This window comes from Bifidobacterium sp. W8112 (assembly GCF_016101425.1).
Classification (GTDB): Bacteria; Actinomycetota; Actinomycetes; order Actinomycetales; family Bifidobacteriaceae; genus Bombiscardovia; species Bombiscardovia apousia.
Genome location: NZ_JACFQN010000004.1, coordinates 54,070 through 73,528, shown reverse-complemented (window position 1 = coordinate 73,528; position 19,459 = coordinate 54,070). Strand labels below are relative to the sequence as shown.

The following is a 19,459-nucleotide window of genomic DNA, read 5'->3' as shown; positions in this document are numbered from 1 at the left end:
AAGACACCACGGTGGCCATGGTCTGGAAGGCGCCGCTATATTCACCCCGTACCCATGCTGCCCCGCCTTATATGACCCAACATATGGTCCCGGCGGCAGGACGGTGCCCGCCGGAACCATATCAGGTCAGTTGGTGGAGCTGATGGTGGTCACCGTGATGGGGGTGTTGTCGTCCACCCTGCTTCCTGCCGCTGGGTTTACAGCGGTCACCTTGTCCGTGTCCTTGCCGATGGAGGTGATCCTGTCGGCGCTGACACCGCTGTTGGTCAGCTTCTGCCGGTAGCTGCCCAAGGTCTCGCCCTGGGAGAAGGGCGGAATGCGGATGGCTGTGGTCAGGGTGATGGTGTCCTTGGACTTGTCGAAAGAGGCGCCTGCGGCAGGATCCTGGCCGGTGACCTCGGCGTTGTCGTTGCCAGGGCCGTTGACCGTGATCTTGACCCCCTGGCCCAGGGTGCGCTTGGCTTCGCCTAGGGTCATACCGATGTAGTTGCCCAACTGCATGCCGTTGCTGACGGTGACCGTGATCATGGCTCCCTGCTGGACGGAGGACCCGGCAGCCGGATCGGTGCTGATGACCATATCCTTGGCCACGGTGTTGGAGGCCTGCTCGCGGATGGTGATGTTGAAGTGCAGACTCTGCAGGGTCTTGGTTGCGTCGTCCTTGGTCTTGCCAGACAGATCAGGCACCTTGGTCATGCCCGAGGAGATGTAGATCAGGATGCTGGTTCCCTTGGCCACGCTCTGGCCTGCGGCGGGATCGGTGCGGGTCACATGGTCCTTGGGCACGTCCTGGCTGTCCTCCACCGAGGCGGCGGGGGAGACCTTGAATCCGGCCTTCTCCAGGGTTCTGCGGGCCTCCTGCTGGTTCATGCCCTTGACATCGGGAATGGCCGTGTCCTTAGGCCCGGAGGAGAACCAGACGGTCACTGTGGAGCCTCTGGGGGCCATGCTTCCGCCCTTGGGGCTTTGCTTGGTGAAGGTCCCCTTGGGCTCAGCCGAGTCGTGGTCCTCCTTCTCCTGGTAGTGGAAGCCTGCGGCGGTGACCTTCTCGCGGGCGAGGATCCGTGACATCTGCGCGTTGATGGTAGGCACCTCGGCCATCTGATGATGGTTCCGGTTCACGACCGTCCAGAGACCCAGTCCGGCGGCCACCAGAAGCAGGGCTCCCAGGACGGCGCCGATGATGATCTTCTTGCGCTTTTTGGCCTTCTGCTGGGCCGTCTTGGCGGCTGTGCGCTCAGCTGTGGCTACGCCGGTGGCAGCAGCAGGGTTGAGCGAATCCTGGACGGGGTTGAAGGCCTGGGTGGCGGCCGTCTCCTCTTCGGTCAGCGGCATGGTGGCCGTTTCGGTGCCCTGCTCGGCATCCTTGCGGGCCTTGACGTTGGCCAGGTCGGTCAGCGGGTTGAAGGCGGCAGCCACCGGGGTTCCGCCGTTCATGAAGGCCAGGATGTCGCTCTTGAAGGCGGAGGCCGTGGCATACCGGTTCTGCCGGTCCTTGGCCATGGCCTTGGCGCAGATGGAGTCCCACATCTTCGGCAGGCCGGGCACGATGCTGCTGGGCGGAGTGGCCACCTCGGTGACGTGCTGGTAGGCGATGGCCACGGCCGAATCCCCGTTGAAGGGCGGCCGTCCGGTCAGCATCTCGTAGAGGACGCAGCCGGCCGAGTAGAGGTCGGAGCGCATGTCCACGCTCTCGCCGCGGGCCTGCTCGGGGCTCAGGTACTGGGCCGTGCCCACCACGCCCTGGGACTGGGTCATGGTGGCGGCCGAATCGTCCATGGCCCGGGCGATGCCGAAGTCCATGACCTTGACGATGCCCTGCTCCGAGATCATGATGTTCCCGGGCTTGATGTCCCGGTGGATGACGCCCATATGGTGGGAGTAGTCCAAGGCGCTGAGCATGCCCAGCATGACCTGCTCGCTGTCGCGCTGGCTCAGGGCGCCGTTCTCCTTGAGGATGGACCGCAGGGTCTGGCCCTTGACGTACTCCATGACCAGGTAGGGCACCCGCTCATGGTTGCCCTGGTCGTCGGTCAGTATCTCCTCGCCTGAGTCGTAGATGGAGACGATGTTGGGGTTGTTGAGCAGGGCGACCGAGTGGGCCTCCCGCCGGAACCGCGAGAGGAAGACCTCGTCGTTGGCCAGATCGGACCGCATGATCTTGACCGCGACAGTCCTTCCCAGACGTGTGTCCACAGCCTTGTGGACCTCGGCCATGCCACCGCGTCCAATCAGCTGTCCCAGACGGTATCGTCCGTCCGCTAGGGACGGCGGCAGTGTGATGCTCATAGGGTATCCCCTCCGTTCGTCGCTTCAAGGCCGCGCTGTGCGCTTCCTTCTCCATAGTGCCCCCAGAAGGGCCTGAAGATGTCTTTTACCGCGTGCGGCCTGCTCATGATCCGCCTAGGCATGGGTGCGCGCGGGTCGATGACTTCGGTCTCGCCAAGCTGCTGGTCCAGCAGCCGTTGTTCGATCCTGGCCAGTGTGTGCGAGACCACCAGTGCATTCGCCGGGCGGTCCCGCGGGTCCTTGGCCAGCATGGACATGACGAAGTTCATGAGTTGGTTGTCCACCGAGTCGGGCAACGGCGGCACAGGGTCGTTGACGTGTGCTGCGGCGATGTCCACCGGGGTGGCGCCGGTGAAAGGCCGGTGCCCGCAGAGCCCCTCGTAGGCCACCACGCCCAGGGAATAAATGTCTGACTGGGGGGTGGCCTGAAGGCCCTGGGCCTGCTCGGGCGAGATGTACTGGGCCGTGCCCACCACCATGCCGTCCTGGGTGATCTGCCCCTGGTTGGTGGAGTAGGAGACCCCGAAGTCGGTGATCTTGACCTCGCCGGTGTCGGAGACCATGATGTTGGCCGGCTTGACGTCCCGGTGGATGACCCCGTGGGAGTGGGCCACGTAGAGCCCCCGGGCCGTCTGGATCAGGATGGGCAGCAGCTCGATGGGGTCTAGGGCGCCCCGGTCCCGGTAGATGTCTGCCAGGGATTGGCTGGGCACGTATTCCATGATCAGGAATCCGATGCCGTCATGCTCGTAGTACTCGAAGAGGGCGGCGATGTTGGGGTGGGCCAGGTTGGCGGAATTGTGCGCCTCGGCCCGTAGCCTCAGCAGCTTGGACTCCTCGTTGGTCAGGTCCTCGCGCAGGGCCTTGATGGCTACCACGCGGCCCAGTTCGATGTCGTAGCCCTTCCAGACCTCGCCCATGCCCCCTTGGGCCAGACGGCGGTCCAGACGGTACCGTCGATGGATGAGCTGTCCCTGTACCAGTTTCACTTGGCAGCCTCCTGCATGACGCGTTTCATGATCGGTCCGGCGATCTCCATGCCATAGGAGGAGATGCCATGCACCACGACGGCAACAGCCACCTTGGGGTTATCGGCCGGGGCGAATCCTACCATCCACCCGTCATTTGCCGCATTGCCCGCGCCGATCTGGGCCGTGCCGGACTTGGCCGCCACCTGCATGCCGGGGATGGCCAGCTCCGGGTAGCTCTTGGTGGTCACCGCATCCATCATGGTGGTCAGGGCCTTAGCGGTATCTGATGAGAAGGCCTGTGAGTAGACCGAGGGCGTGGTTTCGCTGATGACGCTCAGATCGCTGGAACGCACCCGGTCAACCAGGGTCGGCTGCATGAGCTTGCCCCCGTTGGCCACGGCGGCGACCGTCATGGCGGCTTGCATGGGGGTGGACAGGGTGTCCCCCTGGCCGATGGAGGCCAGGGCGAGCCGGTCCTGGGACTGGTCCTCGGGGAACTTGGAGGCCACAGCCTTCATGGGCCGGCCTGTGGAGTTGGTCCCGTCCAGGGTGATGGTGGAGCCGTAGCCGAATTTGCGGGCCTGCTCGGCCAAGGTCTTGCCGCCCAGGCTGACCCCCAGCTGGGCGAAGGCGGTGTTGGAGGAGTAGGCCAGGGCGTTCTCCATGCTGATCCTGCCGTTGACCCCGTTGCCCGTGGCTGTGGCGTTGGTCAGGTTGTAGTTGGTGCCGGGCAGGGTGTACGAGGCTCCCGCCGGCAGCTGGCTGTCGGGGTGGTACTGACCGGACTCCAGGGCGGCGGCGGCCACGACCACCTTGAAGGTGGACCCGGGCGGATACAGCTGCGAGGTGGCCCGGTTGAGCATGGGGTTGTCGGAACGGGAGGCCAGCTTCTGGTAGGCCTGGGAGGCATCGCCGCTGTCGTGGGCGGTCAGGTCGCCGGGGTTGTAGCTGGGCGTGCTGACCATGGTCAGGATGCGGCCGGTGGAGGGCTCAATGGCCACCACCGATCCGGACAGGTTGCCCAGCATGTTATAGGCCGCCTCTTGCATGCCGGGATTGATGGAGGTCTCGATGGATGCGCCCTTGTTCTGGGTGCCGGTGAAGAGGGACTTGAGCCGGTCCATCCACAGGCTGTCCGACTGGCCGCTCAGCAGGCGGTCGCGCGAGGCTTCGATTCCCCGGTCGGCCGGGCTGGTGATGGAGTAGTAGCCGGTGATGGGCGAGTAGACGGCCCCCTTGTTGTAGTGCCGCTGGTACTGGAAGGAGTCGTTGATGGGGTCGGACTGGGCAATGACGGCGCCGTCCGAGGTCAGGATGGCTCCCCTGGGTGCCGCATATTCGTGGTAGAGGGCGCGCAGATTTCGCGGATCCGAGTTCAGGCTTCCTGCCCGGATCACCATGATGATGGAGCTGGAAAGCCCCAGGATGACGAAGAGGACGATGACGGCGTTGAAAAGTTGACGCAGGGCCTTGTTCACTGTCCACCTCCTCGCACCTGGCGGGCGGGGATGCGGCCGGTGGCTGGCAGGTCGGTCTTCTCATCCTGGTTCGAATCGTTATGGTCCGAGTCGTCCTGTCCGCTGCGCTTGCTGGTCTCCTGCTGGCGCAGGACGGCCAGGGCCTCGTACTTGAAGGTGTCTGAGCTGACCTCGGGCGCCGGCTTGTTGGCCGCGTTGGAGATGATGATCAGCAGGACGGCCAGGATGCAGTTGGCTACCAGGCTGGAGCCGCCCGCCGCCATGTAGGGCATGGTCAGGCCGGTCAGGGGGATGACCAGGGTGATGCCGCCCACCACGGTGAAGACCTGGAAGGCCATGGTGAAGACCAGGCCGGAGGCCAGGAGCTTGCCGAAGCCATCCTTGATCTTCATGGCCGTGATCATGCCCGAGGCCACGATGACCAGGTAGAGGGCCAGGATCACCAGCAGGCCGCTCAGCCCCAGCTCCTCGCCGACCGAGGTGTAGATGAAGTCGGAGTTGGCCAGGGGGGTAATCCAGGGGCGTCCCTGGCCCAGACCGGTGCCGGTCAGCCCGCCGGCGGCCAGGCCGAAGATGCCGCGCACCAGCTGGCCGGATCCTCCGAAGGCCTTGCTGAACTCAGCGTCGCTGAAGGGGTGCAGCCAGGCGTCCACGCGGGCGCCCACATGGGCGAAGATCATGGAGGCGGCCACGGCCCCGATGACGAAGAAGACCGAGCCGATGGCGATCCAGCTGGTGCGGCCGGTGGCCACATAGAGCATGGAGACGAACATGGCGAAGTACATCAGCGAGGTGCCCAGGTCATGCTGGATGACCAGGACGGCCAGCGAAATGAGCCAGACGATGATGATGGGGCCCAGATCCTTGATTCGGGGCATCCGCATGCCTAGCACCTTCTTGCCGCCCACGGCCAGCTGGTCTCGGTGGTCGAACAGGTAGGCGGCGAAGAAGAAGGCCAGGAAGAGCTTGGCGAATTCGCCGGGCTGCAGGGTGTGCGACCCTATGCCGATCCAGATGCGGGCGCCGCCGATCTCGCGGCCGATGCCGGGAAGCATGGGCGACAGGAGCAGGACCAGACCCACCACCATGCTCACATAGGAGAAGCGACGCAGCAGTCTGTAGTCCCGGAGCAGCACCACCAGCAGTCCGCACAGGACCAGGGCCAGACACAGCCAGATCAGCTGGGTGAAGCCCACTCGTGTGGGTTGGCCGATCCGGGCGTTGCGCAGATCTATGCGAGTGATCAGGGTGATGCCCAGCGAGCTCAGAATGACGATGCTGGGCAGGATGGCCTGGCTGCCATAAGGCTGGAAAATCTCCAAGAGGACCCAGAGGGCGATGAAGAGGGCGGCGGTGACTGCCAGCAGGGCGGCGTAGTCTCCAGGGAAGCGGCCCGCCGAGCGGGCGAACATCTGGAAGAAGCCGATGAACCCTACTAGCAGGGAGAAGAGCAGAAGGCCTATGCGGCGCAGACGGATGGCGATCATGACGAGTGCCGCCCGTCCTGGCTGGTTTTCGACGGCGAGGACGAGGCTGACGGGGAAGCAGCCGTCTTGGCGCGCTCGCGCTTGAGGTCGCCGGCCTCCTTGCGGATCAGGCTGGCGTGCTCCTGGGCGTCGTCCATGCTGGAGACGGTGATGCCCTCTTCCAACTGGTCGCGCCAGGACTGGGGCAGCCCCTTGACGGCAATGTCCGTGGTCTGCACCGGGTGGGACAGCGAGAGGGCGAAGGCCTTGGTGGGCACACCCTGGTAGATGACCACATGGCCTTGATCCGTGCCCAGGTAGTACTGCTCCTGGCTCCAGCGATAGGCGGCGCCTGTGCCTCCGGCCAGGGCAAGGATTACCAGGGTGATGATGCCGGCCAGGATCAGTCGAATTCTCCGGTGCCGGGAGCGCTGGCGCTTGCGCTGCTCCAGGTGCTCCTTGTGGATGGCGTCAGCCACGTCGGGGTCATAGGGGTCGGCTGAGGCCGAGCCGTCCTTCTTGCGGACGACGGGGATCTCGCTGGTGTCGGGCACATGCCGTTCGCCGCTCTCCTCGCGGGCCGCCGAGGGCTGGGCAGTGCGGCCATCTTCGTCTTCGTCCTCCTGCTTGGCGGTATCCCGGTCCTGGGTCAGATCGGCGGCACGCTTGGCAGGGGACTCCCGGGACTGGTCGCGCAGGCGCGGTGCAGCCGCTACGGGCTCATCCAGGATGTCAGCCAGGGCCTCCAGGTTGGAGCTGGCTGCGCCGCCGACCAGAGGGGTTTGATGGGGCAGATCAAAGGCGTCGGCGTCCAAGGCCAGCGTGGCGTCGGCGATGACCACAGTCACGTTGTCGGTGCTGCCGGCCTTCAGGGCGAAGGTGACCAGCTGCTGGGCGCACTCCGCTTGGTCCGAGACCGTGGACAGCACCTCGGCGATGGTTGAGTCCTCCAGAACGCCGCAGAGGCCGTCCGAGCAGATCATCCAGCGGTCTGCGGGCAGGGCCTTGGTAATGGAGATGTCCGGGCGGGGGTCGATGTCGAAGTCACCCAGGACACGCATGACCACGTTGCGCTGAGGGTGGTTGCGGGCCTCAGACGGGGAGATGCGGCCGGTGTCGATCAGGTGCTGCACATAGGAGTGGTCCTGGGTCATCCGGATCAGCTTGCCATCCCGCAGGAGGTAGCCCCGGGAGTCCCCGATATGGGCCAGCACCCAGGAGTCGTCGGCCAGAGCCAGGGCCGTGACCGTGGTGCCCATGCCTGACAGGCGGTGTTCGCGCTTGGCCTTGCCCACGATGGCGTCATGGGCCGCGATGACCGAGGTCTCCATCATCCGAGCCAGGGACTGCACGTCCTGCTCACGGTCGTCGCGTTCGATGTGGGCCAGGGATCGGATGGCTATGGTCGAGGCCGTATCCCCGCCTGCGTGGCCGCCCATGCCGTCGCACATGGCCACCAGGCGCTCGCCGGCGAAGGCAGAATCCTGGTTGTTGCTGCGCACGTACCCCACGTCTGAAACCGCCGTGGAGTAGAGGAACAGCTTTTGGCTCGCGTCGTTCCTGGTCATGGGCGGCTACCTCAACTCGAAGGTGGTGGCTCCGATGCGTACGGGAACCTCCGCCGGTAGGATTGTCGGCGCCGTGATTTTCTGTCCCGAGACGACGGTGCCGTTGGTGGATCCCAGATCCTCAATGGCCCATCGGCCTGATGCAGGATCCTGGTAGACCCGCGCATGATGCCCTGAGACGAACTCGTCGTCCAGCACCAGGGTGTTCGAGGAGGAGCGTCCCAAGGTGATGGGCTGTCCGGACAGCGGCGTGGAGGAGCCGGCCAGAGGTCCGTCAATGACTACCAGCAAAGACGGGTCGTCGCTTGCAGGCTCTGTCTGGCTGACCGGGGCGATAGGCACGGATCTGGCGGCAGCCGGAAGCTTGCGCTGGGCTGCGCGCTCACTGCGTCGGCGGGTATGAGAGGTCTTGGGGCTGAAAGTCTCGATGTCTTTGCGGAGTGAACGGATGGCCAGCCAGACGAATACCCATAACAGAGCCAGGAATCCGTATTTGAGGATGGCGAATGTCAGTTCAGTCAGCATAATGATTCGACCTTACTTCAAGGTCTGGGCGACTTACGAATCCTGTTCCTGTGACGATGCCCAGTAGAGGATGCGGGTACGGCCGATGGTGATGGTATTGCCGTCCAGCAGGGTGGCTGCGGGAACCTGATGTCCCTCTACATAGGTGCCGTTGGTGGACCCCAGATCGCGGGCTACCACGCCCTTGTCAGTGATCTCGATCTGCAGGTGTCGGCGGGAGATTCCTGCGTCGTCGATGACGATGTCGCAGGAGGATCCACGGCCGATGGTGGTGATGGGGGCGGTCAGCAGGTACTGGCGGCCGTTGATCTCCAGCACCGGGCAGTCCTTGGACTCCTCGGGTGTGGTGACGGGTGCCGCGTTGCCCTGGACCGACTCGGCAGACAGGTGGAAGTCGCCCTTGTTCAGGTTGAGGTCCTCCTCGAAAATGACCACGACCGGGCCGACGAAGGCATAGTGCTGGCTTTCGGCGTACTTGGTCAGGTTATCTGCCAGCTCGTTGGCCAGAGCCTCCGAACCCCACTGCTCGATGCGGTCGAAGTCTGGGGTGGATAGTCTGAACCGATACTCGTTGGGCGCCACGGTGCGGTCGCGACCGACGGGCATGGCCTGTGAGTCTATCTCACGCTCGAGGGCGCTCGACAGGTCGACGGGCTGTAGGTCCTTGGAGCCGAACTTCGAGAAGACACCGTTAACGGCGCCTTCCACGCTCTTCTCGAAACGATCGAGAACGCTCATAGTCATCCCTTTCCATATAACCCTTTCATAGTACGTGACCCTGCCGGAAGGGGGTAATGGGCGGTCGGATGCTTGCAATTTCTTCAATGAACAGGTTCGAACGACCGCGACTGCCGGGCATGGATAAGGCCCCGTGGCCACAATGGACCAAGGGGCCTTTGAACTTCAATCATCATGGGTCAGGCCGAAGCCTGCAGGCTCACAGAGCCAGCTTGCGACGCAGACCCAGGGTGATGCCGGCAGCCAGGCAGAGGCCAGCGGCAATGGCCAGAGGAGCCACGGCATCGGCGCCGGTCTGAGCCAGAGTGTTGTTGTTCTTGGCATCCTTCTTAGCCGGATCCTTGGCGGGAGCCTTGTTGTCCTTGGCAGGCTGCTTGGTGTTGTTGTCAACCGGAGCGGTCTGACCAGGCTTGTTAGGCTCGTTGGGAGTGGTCACCTTGGTGTACCTGGCTTTGTAAATAGTGTCTGCGGTGTAGGTGCCACCGGGGACGTAACGGGACCCGCCATTTTCGTTAAACCAACCGTCGAAGGTGTAACCATCGAAATTGTAAACGTGGGGTTCGTGAGGCAGCTGTCGCTTATCATTGGTTTGAATCGCTTCCGCCTCGGCTGCACCGAGGTTGTCCGGATCTGCCGGATTCACACTGATGAAAGTGACGTTGTAAATGGGGGTGGGGGTGGGCTTTAACTCCACGAAGTGAGGATAGAGCTCGGCCTTGTCGGTGAAAACATGATTGGCGAAGTCGATCGGATGTTGATTTGGGTCTGTTGGATCCTCAACCCAGCCGTCAGGTTTCACATTCTGCTCGCTCAACTCAGTGGACATTGTAGGCGTTGGGACATCTTCGAGTTTCAGCTTGCCGTCTGTGCCGGTAGTACGAGTAATCACGGTTCCAGCACCGGTGTCGTTAAACGTGATTGTGTAAGTAGCGGCCTTGGTCTGGACATTCTTGCTCTCGACAGCCTGGGCCACGGTAGGCAGCAACGCTAGGCCGCCTGCCAGGGTGGCGCCGGCAGCGAGTACTGCGCATGCGCGTTTGAAACGAACCATGATATTCATTGGTTACCTCTATTTTCTCTATTGTCGGTTGCTCCCCAGATACATTCATGGGGTGTCCTGCCTTGACACCCCGACCCCTGGGAAACAGGCATCATCAACCAGTCTTTGGCGATAACACGCTACTATTCTACCGCAGGGAATGGTCATCGGCCGGCCGAAGGCCGGGAATAGGCCATATTCGGCAATAAGAATTTCTCATGTAGAACGATTAACGTCTGCTGCGGGCTGGGTGGCGCTTCGCAGTTGAGATATTCGAATTTCCCTTTGGCACCTGGGCGCTTATCATCGTGGCAGATGCATGGTCATGGGGATCATGTCAGAGATAGTCGAGGAGCGAGCATGGCCGAAGAGGTGGATCGGGCGATGGAGGCATATCCGCGGGCCAAGGCCCGGACCCTGCGGTTTACGTTGGGTGCGCCACGGTCGGCCCTGGCGGTGGGGGACGGCTCACGGGCTGTCTTTCTACGCTCCGACGGACCTGAAGACCTGGTGACCGGGCTCTGGTTGTCCGTCTTTGACCAGGATGGCCGCCACCATGAGGTGCTCCTGGCCGACCCTAGGGCCCTGCTGGAGGATGCGGACCAGGAACAGGTGCCGGCCGCCGAGTTGGCTCGCAGGGAGCGCTCGCGAGAAGGCGGCGAGGGCATTGTCGATTACAGCGTGGACGCTGCCGGGGATCGGGTGGTCTTTGCCTTGGGCGGTCGGCTCTGGCTCTCACTGATTGCCCCTGATGGTCTCACCGCCTCCACGCGGGTCCTGAGTTTGGAAGACAGCGATTCGGCTGTGCTCAATCCTGCCATCAGTCCGGACGGCACTATGGTGGCCTATACCACTGGCGACCGGTTGATGGTGGTCACTATCGGGCAGGATGCCGGGCAGGATCGAGAAAGGGCTGTCCTGGCCCTGCGCCCCGGCACCGATGATCGGATGCAGCTGGGCCTGGCCGAGTTCGTGGCCGGCGAGGAGATGGACCGCTACCAGGGGTTCTGGTGGTCGCCGGATTCCCGGGCCTTGTTGGTCGAGCACACGGATTCCTCCGATGAGCCGATCTGGTACATCAGCGATCCGGCCAATCCCCAGGTCGGGCCGCGCGCCCGGCGGTATCCCCAGGCCCTTACTGCCAATGCCCGCGTTGGGCTGAGCCTGGTCCTCCTGGGCCAGGATGACACCGACCCCTGGGTGGGCGAGGTGGACTGGGATCATCAGGCCTTCGAGTACTTGGCCGTGGTCCGCTGGCAGGACGGGCATCGGCCCCTGCTGCTGGTTCAGAACCGTCGACAGACCGAGGACAGGATTCTGGATGTGCAGGTGCCGGATGCCCGCCAGGACCTGGAGCCAGGGCAGAATATGACCCTGCTTGATCCCGAGGCGGCGCCCAAGGTGGCTACCAGGGTGCTGCAGGAGCATGGCAACGACCAGTGGATCGACCTGGTGCCGGGGCTGCCGGCCTACCAGCCCCAGGGCGGGCTGGTGGATGCCTTCATCGATACAGAAGCCGATACCACGCGGCTGCGCCTGGACGGAAAGGTATTCTCTCCTGCTGGCTGCCAGATTCGACAGGTGCTGTCTGTGGAGGACCGCGACGTGCTGGCGGTGGTCTCCACTGATCCCCGCAGTTTCGACCTGATGCGCCTGAGCTATGACGGCTCCATCCATGTGCTCAACCGTCTGCCCGGAGTGTGGTCCGCCTCGCGAGCCGGCCATGGCATCGTGGTCAGCGGCCGGACCATGGCTTCGGCGCAGGGGCAAGTGCGTCACTGCTACCTGGGAGCTGATGGAGATCTGGACCGACTGGGTGCTGAAGGGTTGGGTCTGGTGGGCGAAGCCCGCCCCGACAGCAGCGCTAGGCAGACTGGTGAGTCTGTACGGCCGGAGCATCAGGATCGTCCTGATCGGCGGGCCGTGGATGCCGGTCATACCAATAGCCAGGGAGCTATGAGCGCCGTCTTGGCCGACACCAGCAGCGATCCAGGGTTCACTCCCAACGTGGACTTCGTGCGCATGGGCCAGCACGAGCTGTTCGCTGCCATCGTCAGACCGTCCGAATCCAGCCCCTACGCCAGCGCCGACAGCCTGCCCGTCCTGCTCAAGCCCTACGGCGGGCCGGGCGCCCAGCAGGTGGTCTTCAACCAGTCCTACTACTGGGAGTCCCAGTGGTGGGCGGATCAGGGCTTCCTGGTCCTGACCGCCGACGGTCGGGGTACGCCGGGTCGTGGGCCTGCTTGGGATCGGGCCATCTTCGAGGACATGGCCCAGGTGACTCTGGATGATCAACTTGAGGCTCTGGCGGCTCTGCCGGACTTTGCTCCCGAGGCCGACCTGGGGCATGTGGCCATGATCGGATGGTCCTATGGCGGCTTCCTGTCGGCCCTCTCGGTCCTGCGGGCTCCCGACCGTATCCATGCGGCTTGCGCTGGCGCCCCACCCACGGACTGGACTCTTTACGACACCCATTACACTGAGCGCTATCTGGGTCTGGACCCGGCCGTCTACCGCCGCAATGGGATCATTGATGACGCCCCTTCGCTGCGCCGCCCGCTGATGCTGATCCACGGGTTTGCGGATGACAACGTTTCCGTGGCCAACACCCTGAGGCTCTCCGGCGCTCTGATGGCGGCTGGCCGTCCCCATACGGTCCTGCCGCTGACCGGCATCACCCATATGACCAATGACGAGACTGTTGCCGAGAACCTGCTTATTCTGCAGCGGGACTTCCTACGGGAGGCCCTGAAGAACAAGACGGACTGACAAAAAGGCTGCTTGGGCTGACGCTCTGCTGGCGGTTGCTTCCGCTAGATTGGGGTTGTGCATACCCAACGAAAGCCTGACCAGACACCAGGGCCCGAACGCGGATTCCAGCTTCCCCGCAGCTGGGGCCTGGCGGTCTCGGTGCTCTGCCTGGGCCTGCTGGTCGGACTTTCCTCGGGCCTGCTGGCAAGGTTCTTCGAGCTGACCCAGGTCGGTCTGTTGGGCTTCGCCGAGACTCCAGGGACTCCCACGGCTGAGGCGGTGCCGCCGATCAGGAGGCTGGCCTCGGTGACCGTTGCCGGTCTGGTGGCTGGTCTGGTCTGGGCCTGGCTGCGGACGAGGACCAGGCTGGTTCCCTCGGTCGGCCAGGCTGTCAAGGGCGCGCCCATGCCCCCGGGGCGGACCGTGGTTCATGTGCTCACCCAGATCTTCTTTGTGGCTGCCGGCGGCTCCATCGGCAGGGAGGTGGCCCCGCGCGAGGCCGGGGCTCTGCTAGGCGGTCTTTGGTCCAGGATGGGCCGACGGCTGGGGCTGCGTGATCAGGACGGTCCGCTGCTGGTCGCCTCGGCTGCTGGTGCGGGTTTCGCTGGCATTTATATTGCGCCTCTGACCGGTGCCTTCTTCGGCATCGAGGTGTTGCTGCGGCGGGTGGATGCCGAAGTGGTGACGGTCAATCTGGCCATGTCGGCCCTGGCTACCCTGGTCGGCGGCTCTATCAAGGGGTTTGCTCCTTACTATAAGGTCGGCTCCGAGCCCTTCCGGCCCTGGCTCATGGCAGTGGTCCTCCTGATCGGGCCGGTCATGGGACTGCTGGGGGCAGGATTTCGGCGGATGACCTCCTGGGCTGAGGCCCATAGGACCACTGGCCCAGCAGCCATCTGGCAGCTGACGGGGGTGGCTCTGCTGACCGGCCTGGTCGCCCTGGCCGTTCCGCAGGTCTTGGGCAACGGCCGGGCTCTGGCCCAGATGGGCATGGATCAGCGGCTGTCTGCGGGGTTCTCCGGACTCCAGCTGGCTCAGTCGCTGGCCTTGCTGGTTCTCTTCGCACTGGCCAAGGCTCTGCTGACCACAGCCACCATCCGTGCCGGGGCCTTTGGCGGTACTCTGACGCCGTCCATAGCCTTGGGATCCGCCATGGGCGCTGTTCTGGGCCTCTTGCTGGCTTGCCTTATGCCCGGCCTGCCGGTCTGGCAGTGTGCCGTGATCGGTGCCACCTCCCTGCTGGCCGCCTCCCAGCAGGCTCCGCTCATGGCCATGGCCATGCTGATGGAGGTCTGCCATCTGCCGGTCATGGCCTTCATGCCCATGGGCCTGGCTGTGGCCCTGTCGACGGCGGTCTCGCGTCTGTTCGTGGCCAAGGCATAAACCGTTGTCGGTAGCCCGTGTCGCCCAAGGAATCCGTCCTTACTCATATACGATGAAACCACCGCTGGTCGCATGCCTGCCCTGCTGCCTCCAGCCTTGAGTGGGCATTCACGATCAGCTGACCGGTCTGGGCCAGTAAGGAAGGGTGGCTATACTCGGGCCGGACGTAGGTCCCGGGAGGATGCAGCCGATCCGAGTGGAGCAGGCCAGTGCCGTGATACCCCGGACAGACAAGAAGGAGGTGCCTGGCGGTGAAGACCGTGTTGGCCATCTTCAGGCGAGATCTCTGGCGGATACTGCGCAACCCCGTGGCCCTGGTCGTGACCATCGGCGTGGCCGTGCTGCCCTCCCTCTATGCCTGGTTCAACATCATGGCCCTCTGGGACCCCTACAGCAATGTCAAGAACCTCCCTGTGGCCGTCGTCAGCATGGACCGAGGGGCGCAGTCGGCGGAAACCGGCAGGATCAACGCCGGCAGATCGGTCATCCAGGAGCTGCGCGGCAACGACAGCCTGGGTTGGAAGTTCATGGATGATGACCAGAGAGCCATCGACGAGGTCCACTCAGGCAAGTGCTACGCGGCCATCATCATCCCAGAACGGTTCAGCGCCGATCTGGTCGGCATCGTCGAGGGGACCGGGAGCAGGCCTGCGCTGAACTATTACGTCAATGAGAAGAAGAACGCCATCGCCCCCAAGGTGACCGACACCGGCGCCTCCACCATTGATCAGGAGATCAACACCGTCTTCGTCTCGGCCGTCAGCGATGCCCTGGCCGGGAAGGTCCTGCAGACCGCCGGCGATGCACAGGGCGCGGCCGAGCAGAGCCGCAGTCAGGTGGTGGGCGACCTGGGGGAAATCATCGGCCAGCTGGATCGTACGGACGGCCAGCTTGACCGGATTGGTTCCACCATGGGCCAGGCCAGGCAGACCGTGGCCGGCTCCAGAAGCGACATCAAGGACCTGCAGAGTCAGATATCGGCCACCCAGGCCACTCTGAGCAAGGCCCAGAACCACATGACCAGGACCCGAGATGACAGCCTCCGCTTCTCCTCCGCCCTGAACCAGGCCCTGGCGGACGGGTCGGTGCGGCTGTCCAGCGCGGTCACGGATGTGAATACGGTGGCAGGCGGGATCACCGCCGACCTGAACGCCACCCAGGACAAGGTGGACCGGGTCAATTCCGGCCTGGGCCAGTTGGTGGACGCCAACGGGAAGGCCGTGGACCGGCTCCAGTCGGGTCTGGATCAGTCCGGGCTGCATCCCGGGGATCCGGCCTACGAGAGCATCCAGCGGCAGATCGACGATCTGAAAAAGACCAACCAGCAGCAGAAGGCATCCCTGGATGCCTTCAAGAAGAACTCCTCCACGGCCCTAGGCTCGGGCAAGCAGGCTGCAACGGACCTGAGCTCGGCCATGACCGACACCGGCGACACAGGCATCAAGGCCCTGACTGCGGCCAGCCAGAGCCTGACGGGGACCACCATGCCCAACCTCCTTACCGGGCTGGACAACCTCAATGCCTCCAACGGCTCCCTTCAGGGCGCCCTGAGCAGCCTGGCCACCACAGCCGCCCAGACTGATGCCCTGCTGGACCAGCTGGATTCCACCATTGGTCAGGCCCAGTCGACCCTGTCCACCACCAGGGCCTCCCTGGCCTCGGTCAGGTCCGACCTGGAGGGGGTTCGCACCGATCTGGCGGCCCTGGGGTCCTCGGCCGCCTGGAACCGGATGTCCCAGACCCTGGGGTTGAGCCCCGAATCCTTCGGAAAGGCCATGGCCTCGCCGGTCAAGCTGGATTCCCACACGGTCTACCCGGTCAGCAACTACGGGTCGTCCGTGGCGCCCTTCTACACCAATCTGGCCCTCTGGGTGGGCGGGTTCATCCTGATCGCCATCTACAAGCTGGAGGTCGACAAGGAGGGCATCCGCAAGTGCACCGCCACCCAGGCCTACCTGGGCCGCTGGCTTCTGCTGGTCTTCGTCGGCTTCTTCCAGGCGCTGATCGCTACAGTGGGCGACCTGATGCTGGGCATCCAGTGCCAGCAGCCGGCCCTGTTCGTCCTGGCCGGGGTCTTTGCCTCCTTCGTCTACATCAACATCATCTATGCCCTGGCCGCCTCCTTCAGGCATATCGGCAAGGCCCTGGCCGTGGTCCTGGTCATTCTGCAGATACCGGGCTCCTCGGGCATGTACCCCATCGAGATGATGCCCGACTTCTTCCGCAATCTGAACCCCTGGCTGCCCTTCACCTACGGGATCAACGCCATGCGCGAGACCATCGGCGGCATGTACGGCAACCACTATTGGCAGGACATGCTCCACATCTTCTGGTACCTGCCGGCGGCACTCCTGATCGGACTGGTGGTGCGGCGGTACCTGCTCAACCTGAACGCCCTCTTCGACCGGCGGCTGGGCGCCACCGACCTGATGCTGACCGAGCAGAACCATTCGGCCGACCGTCGCCTGAGCCTGGGCAGCCTGGCCCGCTCCATCCTGGGCGAGGGCGACTACCGCGCCGTCGTAAGGCGGCGGGCGCATCGCTTCCTGGCCCTCTATCCAACGCTGATCCGGGCTGGTCTGGCCCTGGTCCTGCTGCCGGTCCTCTTCCTCATTCTGCTGTTCAGCACCGAGGCCAAGATCGTCATGCTGATCGCCTGCATCGCCTCCATCGTCCTGATCGACGCCTACCTGATCATCGTCGAGTACATCTGCGACGGCTATGTGCAGCAGCTGGGCCTGACCGAGCGTCCCGGCATGGACTTCCACACCCTGATTCACCCCCGTCGGCAGGGTCCCTCGGCCATGACCAGGCTGACCACGGCCGTGCGCGAATCAGTTTTGAACCGCGATGAGGAGGGCGCTCCCGAGGATGGTGATCGCCGATGAGGAACATATGGAGGATCCTGCGCAAGGACCTGGCCGACGCCACCAGCAACGTCATCGCCATCATCGTCCTGATGGGCCTGATCATCGTCCCGGCCCTCTACGCCTGGTTCAACATCGCCGCCAGCTGGGACCCCTACAAGAACACCAAGGCCATCAAGGTGGCCGTGGCCAACACCGACAAGGGGTACAAGTCCGACCTGATCCCGGTCAGGATCAACGTGGGGGAGACGGTCACCAGCACCCTGCGGGCCAACGACCAGCTGGACTGGAGGTTCGTCAACCGCGACCAGGCCCTGGAGGGGGTGCGCTCAGGCGAGTACTACGCCGCCATCGTCATTCCCAAGGATTTCAGCGCGGACATGATGACCCTCTTCTCGCAAGATGTGAAGCACGCCAACCTCGAGTACTACCTGAACGAGAAGAAGAACGCCATCGCCCCCCATGTCACCGAGCAGGGGGCCGACACCGTGGCCACCACCATCGACAAGACCTTCGTCAAGACCGTGGGCCAGGTGGGGATCGACCTGGCCAGCCAGGTCTTCACCTACTCTCAGAGCCCTGAAGTCCAGGATTATCTGACCAGGACGACCGGCCACATCGATCAGATGTCACAGCGGCTGACCACTGCATCCAGCCAGGTGAATGCCTATGCGGGCCTTCTGGACTCCTCCGGACAGATGATCGACTCCACCGGCAGGATTCTGGGCCGATCCGACTCCGCCATGGCCGATGCCAGAAAGGCCCTGAACCAAGGGACCAAGGGATCCAAGGATCTGGGCAAGTCCCTCTCCGGGTCGGCGCAGGCGGTCGACGTTGCCCTTGACCAGGCATCGGGCGCCTATGACACCATCGGCTCCAAGATCGACGACGCTTTTGACAAGGTAGGTCAGCAGAGCGATGCCGTCAGCAGCCAGCTGAACGATCTGAGCGAACGGATCAGAGACTCGGCGGCCGACTACGACCGGATGATCGCCAACCTGGAGGATCTGCGAGCCACGGTGGAATCCGACGCCAATCTGACAGCGGACCAGCGCCAGGCCCTGCTGACCGCCATCGATCAGGCCCAGGCCGGAATGCGCGCGGCACAGGCAACCCAGCGCGACCTGGCGGACCGGATCAGCCAGGCCTCCCAGACAGCCAAGGAGGGCAAGGACAAGCTGGGCGGTCAGCGGCAGGATCTGAAGAACAGGATCGCCCAGGCCCGCGCCTCGGTGGATCAGGTCCGCACCCAGTACCGCAATGACCTGAAGCCCCGCCTGGACGACCTGGCTTCCTCCATGGACACCGTGGTCACTTCGACCGACCGGCTGCTGACGGGCTTGGACGGAACCGTCAAAGGCGCCTCTGGGCTGACGGGCCCTATGACCAAGGACATCAGCCAGGCCAAGGACCAGCTGGGCGAGATCTCCCAGCGCCTGGACCAGGCCTCCAAGCGGCTGACCGACCTGGGGGGACACCTGACCCAGGCTTCGCAGGGCAAGGATGCGCAGGAGGTCAAATCCCTGCTGAGCGGGGATTCCGAAACCCTGGCCGCGCTGCTGTCCTCGCCGGTAGGCATCCATCGGCATGCGGTCTTCCCGGTCATGAACTACGGGTCGGCCATGACCCCCTTCTACACCATCCTTTCCATCTGGGTGGGTGCCACCATACTGGCGGCCATGATGAAGGTGGCCCTGTCCGACAAGAAGAAGGCCTTCGTCCTGCACCTGGACTCCCTGGAGGATGCTTGGAAGAGGGCCGATGACCTGGATGAGGATTCCGAGGACAGCCGCTCCTGGGGGGCTTTCCGCCCGGAGTCGCCAGGCAACGCCCGCCGCTTTGGCCTTCAGCTCTACCAGGAGTACTTCGGCAGATTCGCGGTCTTCGCCCTGATGGCCATCCTCCAAGGTTGCCTGATCGCCCTGGGCGACCTCTTCTACCTGAAGGTCCAATGCGTCCATCCGCTGATGTTCGTGCTGGTGGCGGTCTTCGCCTCCTTCGTCTTCATGAATCTGATCTACACCCTGGTCGTCTCCTTCGGGGACATCGGCAAGGCCATCGCCGTCATCCTCCTGGTCATGCAGGTGGCTGGCTCGGGCGGCACCTTCCCCATGGAAACCCTGCCAGGCTTCTTCCAGGGGGTCTATCCCTTCCTGCCCTTCGTCCACGCCATCGGGGCCATGCAGTCGGCCGTTGCCGGAGCCTACGGCATGGAGTTCTGGCGGGAGATGGCCACCCTGGCTCTCTTCCTGGTGCCTTCGTTGCTGCTGGGGCTGGTCCTGCGCAAGCCCGTCATCCGCTTCAATGACTGGATCGTCAGAAACCTTGAGAGCACCCGGCTCATGTAGGGCCGAGTCCAACAGCAGGTGGTATAGGGTGAGAGC

At 64.0% G+C, this 19,459-nt stretch carries 12 protein-coding genes; 4 read left to right on the top strand and 8 right to left on the bottom strand.

Features of this window, described 5'->3' with window-relative positions; genetic code table 11:
* Positions 1–126 precede the first annotated feature (126 nt).
* The 8 genes from pknB to H3T92_RS07865 all read right to left on the bottom strand — a co-directional run bounded on the left by pknB (position 127) and on the right by H3T92_RS07865 (position 10,086).
* Positions 127–2,289, bottom strand: a complete 2,163-nt coding sequence (gene pknB, locus H3T92_RS07900) for a Stk1 family PASTA domain-containing Ser/Thr kinase (RefSeq protein WP_198189829.1) — start codon at positions 2,287–2,289, stop codon at positions 127–129.
* The gene (locus H3T92_RS07895; RefSeq protein ID WP_198189827.1) at positions 2,286–3,278 is read right to left on the bottom strand and encodes a serine/threonine-protein kinase; all 993 of its coding nucleotides are present in this window, start codon (positions 3,276–3,278) and stop codon (positions 2,286–2,288) included. Before H3T92_RS07895 ends, pknB begins: the two co-directional genes overlap by 4 nt.
* Positions 3,275–4,738, bottom strand: coding sequence for a peptidoglycan D,D-transpeptidase FtsI family protein (locus H3T92_RS07890; RefSeq protein WP_198189825.1), 1,464 nt, complete (start codon positions 4,736–4,738; stop codon positions 3,275–3,277). The genes H3T92_RS07895 and H3T92_RS07890 overlap by 4 nt, the downstream gene beginning before the upstream one ends.
* Positions 4,735–6,225 (bottom strand): FtsW/RodA/SpoVE family cell cycle protein, encoded by a 1,491-nt coding sequence (locus tag H3T92_RS07885; RefSeq protein ID WP_198189823.1) that lies wholly within the window; start codon positions 6,223–6,225, stop codon positions 4,735–4,737. Before H3T92_RS07885 ends, H3T92_RS07890 begins: the two co-directional genes overlap by 4 nt.
* A complete protein-coding gene (locus H3T92_RS07880; RefSeq protein ID WP_198189821.1) occupies positions 6,222–7,772 on the bottom strand; it encodes a BofC C-terminal domain-containing protein in 1,551 nt (516 codons plus the stop codon). The genes H3T92_RS07885 and H3T92_RS07880 overlap by 4 nt, the downstream gene beginning before the upstream one ends.
* 6 nt (positions 7,773–7,778) lie before the next feature.
* Positions 7,779–8,294, bottom strand: a complete 516-nt coding sequence (locus tag H3T92_RS07875) for an FHA domain-containing protein FhaB/FipA (protein WP_415873709.1) — start codon at positions 8,292–8,294, stop codon at positions 7,779–7,781.
* A 36-nt stretch (positions 8,295–8,330) separates the two neighbouring features.
* A complete protein-coding gene (locus tag H3T92_RS07870; RefSeq protein ID WP_015021121.1) occupies positions 8,331–9,035 on the bottom strand; it encodes an FhaA domain-containing protein in 705 nt (234 codons plus the stop codon).
* Positions 9,036–9,234: 199 nt separating this feature from the next.
* The gene (locus tag H3T92_RS07865; RefSeq protein ID WP_198189817.1) at positions 9,235–10,086 is read right to left on the bottom strand and encodes an LPXTG cell wall anchor domain-containing protein; all 852 of its coding nucleotides are present in this window, start codon (positions 10,084–10,086) and stop codon (positions 9,235–9,237) included.
* A gap of 348 nt (positions 10,087–10,434) precedes the next feature.
* On the opposite strand from H3T92_RS07865, the gene H3T92_RS07860 reads away from it, so the two are divergent.
* The 4 genes from H3T92_RS07860 (at position 10,435) to H3T92_RS07845 (ending at position 19,423) form a co-directional block, all read left to right on the top strand.
* Positions 10,435–12,843 (top strand): S9 family peptidase, encoded by a 2,409-nt coding sequence (locus H3T92_RS07860; protein ID WP_198189815.1) that lies wholly within the window; start codon positions 10,435–10,437, stop codon positions 12,841–12,843.
* A 57-nt stretch (positions 12,844–12,900) separates the two neighbouring features.
* The gene (locus tag H3T92_RS07855; protein WP_198189813.1) at positions 12,901–14,208 is read left to right on the top strand and encodes a chloride channel protein; all 1,308 of its coding nucleotides are present in this window, start codon (positions 12,901–12,903) and stop codon (positions 14,206–14,208) included.
* A gap of 251 nt (positions 14,209–14,459) precedes the next feature.
* Positions 14,460–17,096 carry a YhgE/Pip family protein gene (locus H3T92_RS07850; protein ID WP_198189811.1) on the top strand — a complete coding sequence of 879 codons (2,637 nt, stop codon included), beginning with the start codon at positions 14,460–14,462 and terminating at the stop codon, positions 17,094–17,096.
* Positions 17,093–19,423 (top strand): YhgE/Pip domain-containing protein, encoded by a 2,331-nt coding sequence (locus H3T92_RS07845; protein ID WP_198189809.1) that lies wholly within the window; start codon positions 17,093–17,095, stop codon positions 19,421–19,423. Before H3T92_RS07850 ends, H3T92_RS07845 begins: the two co-directional genes overlap by 4 nt.
* Positions 19,424–19,459: the final 36 nt, after the last annotated feature.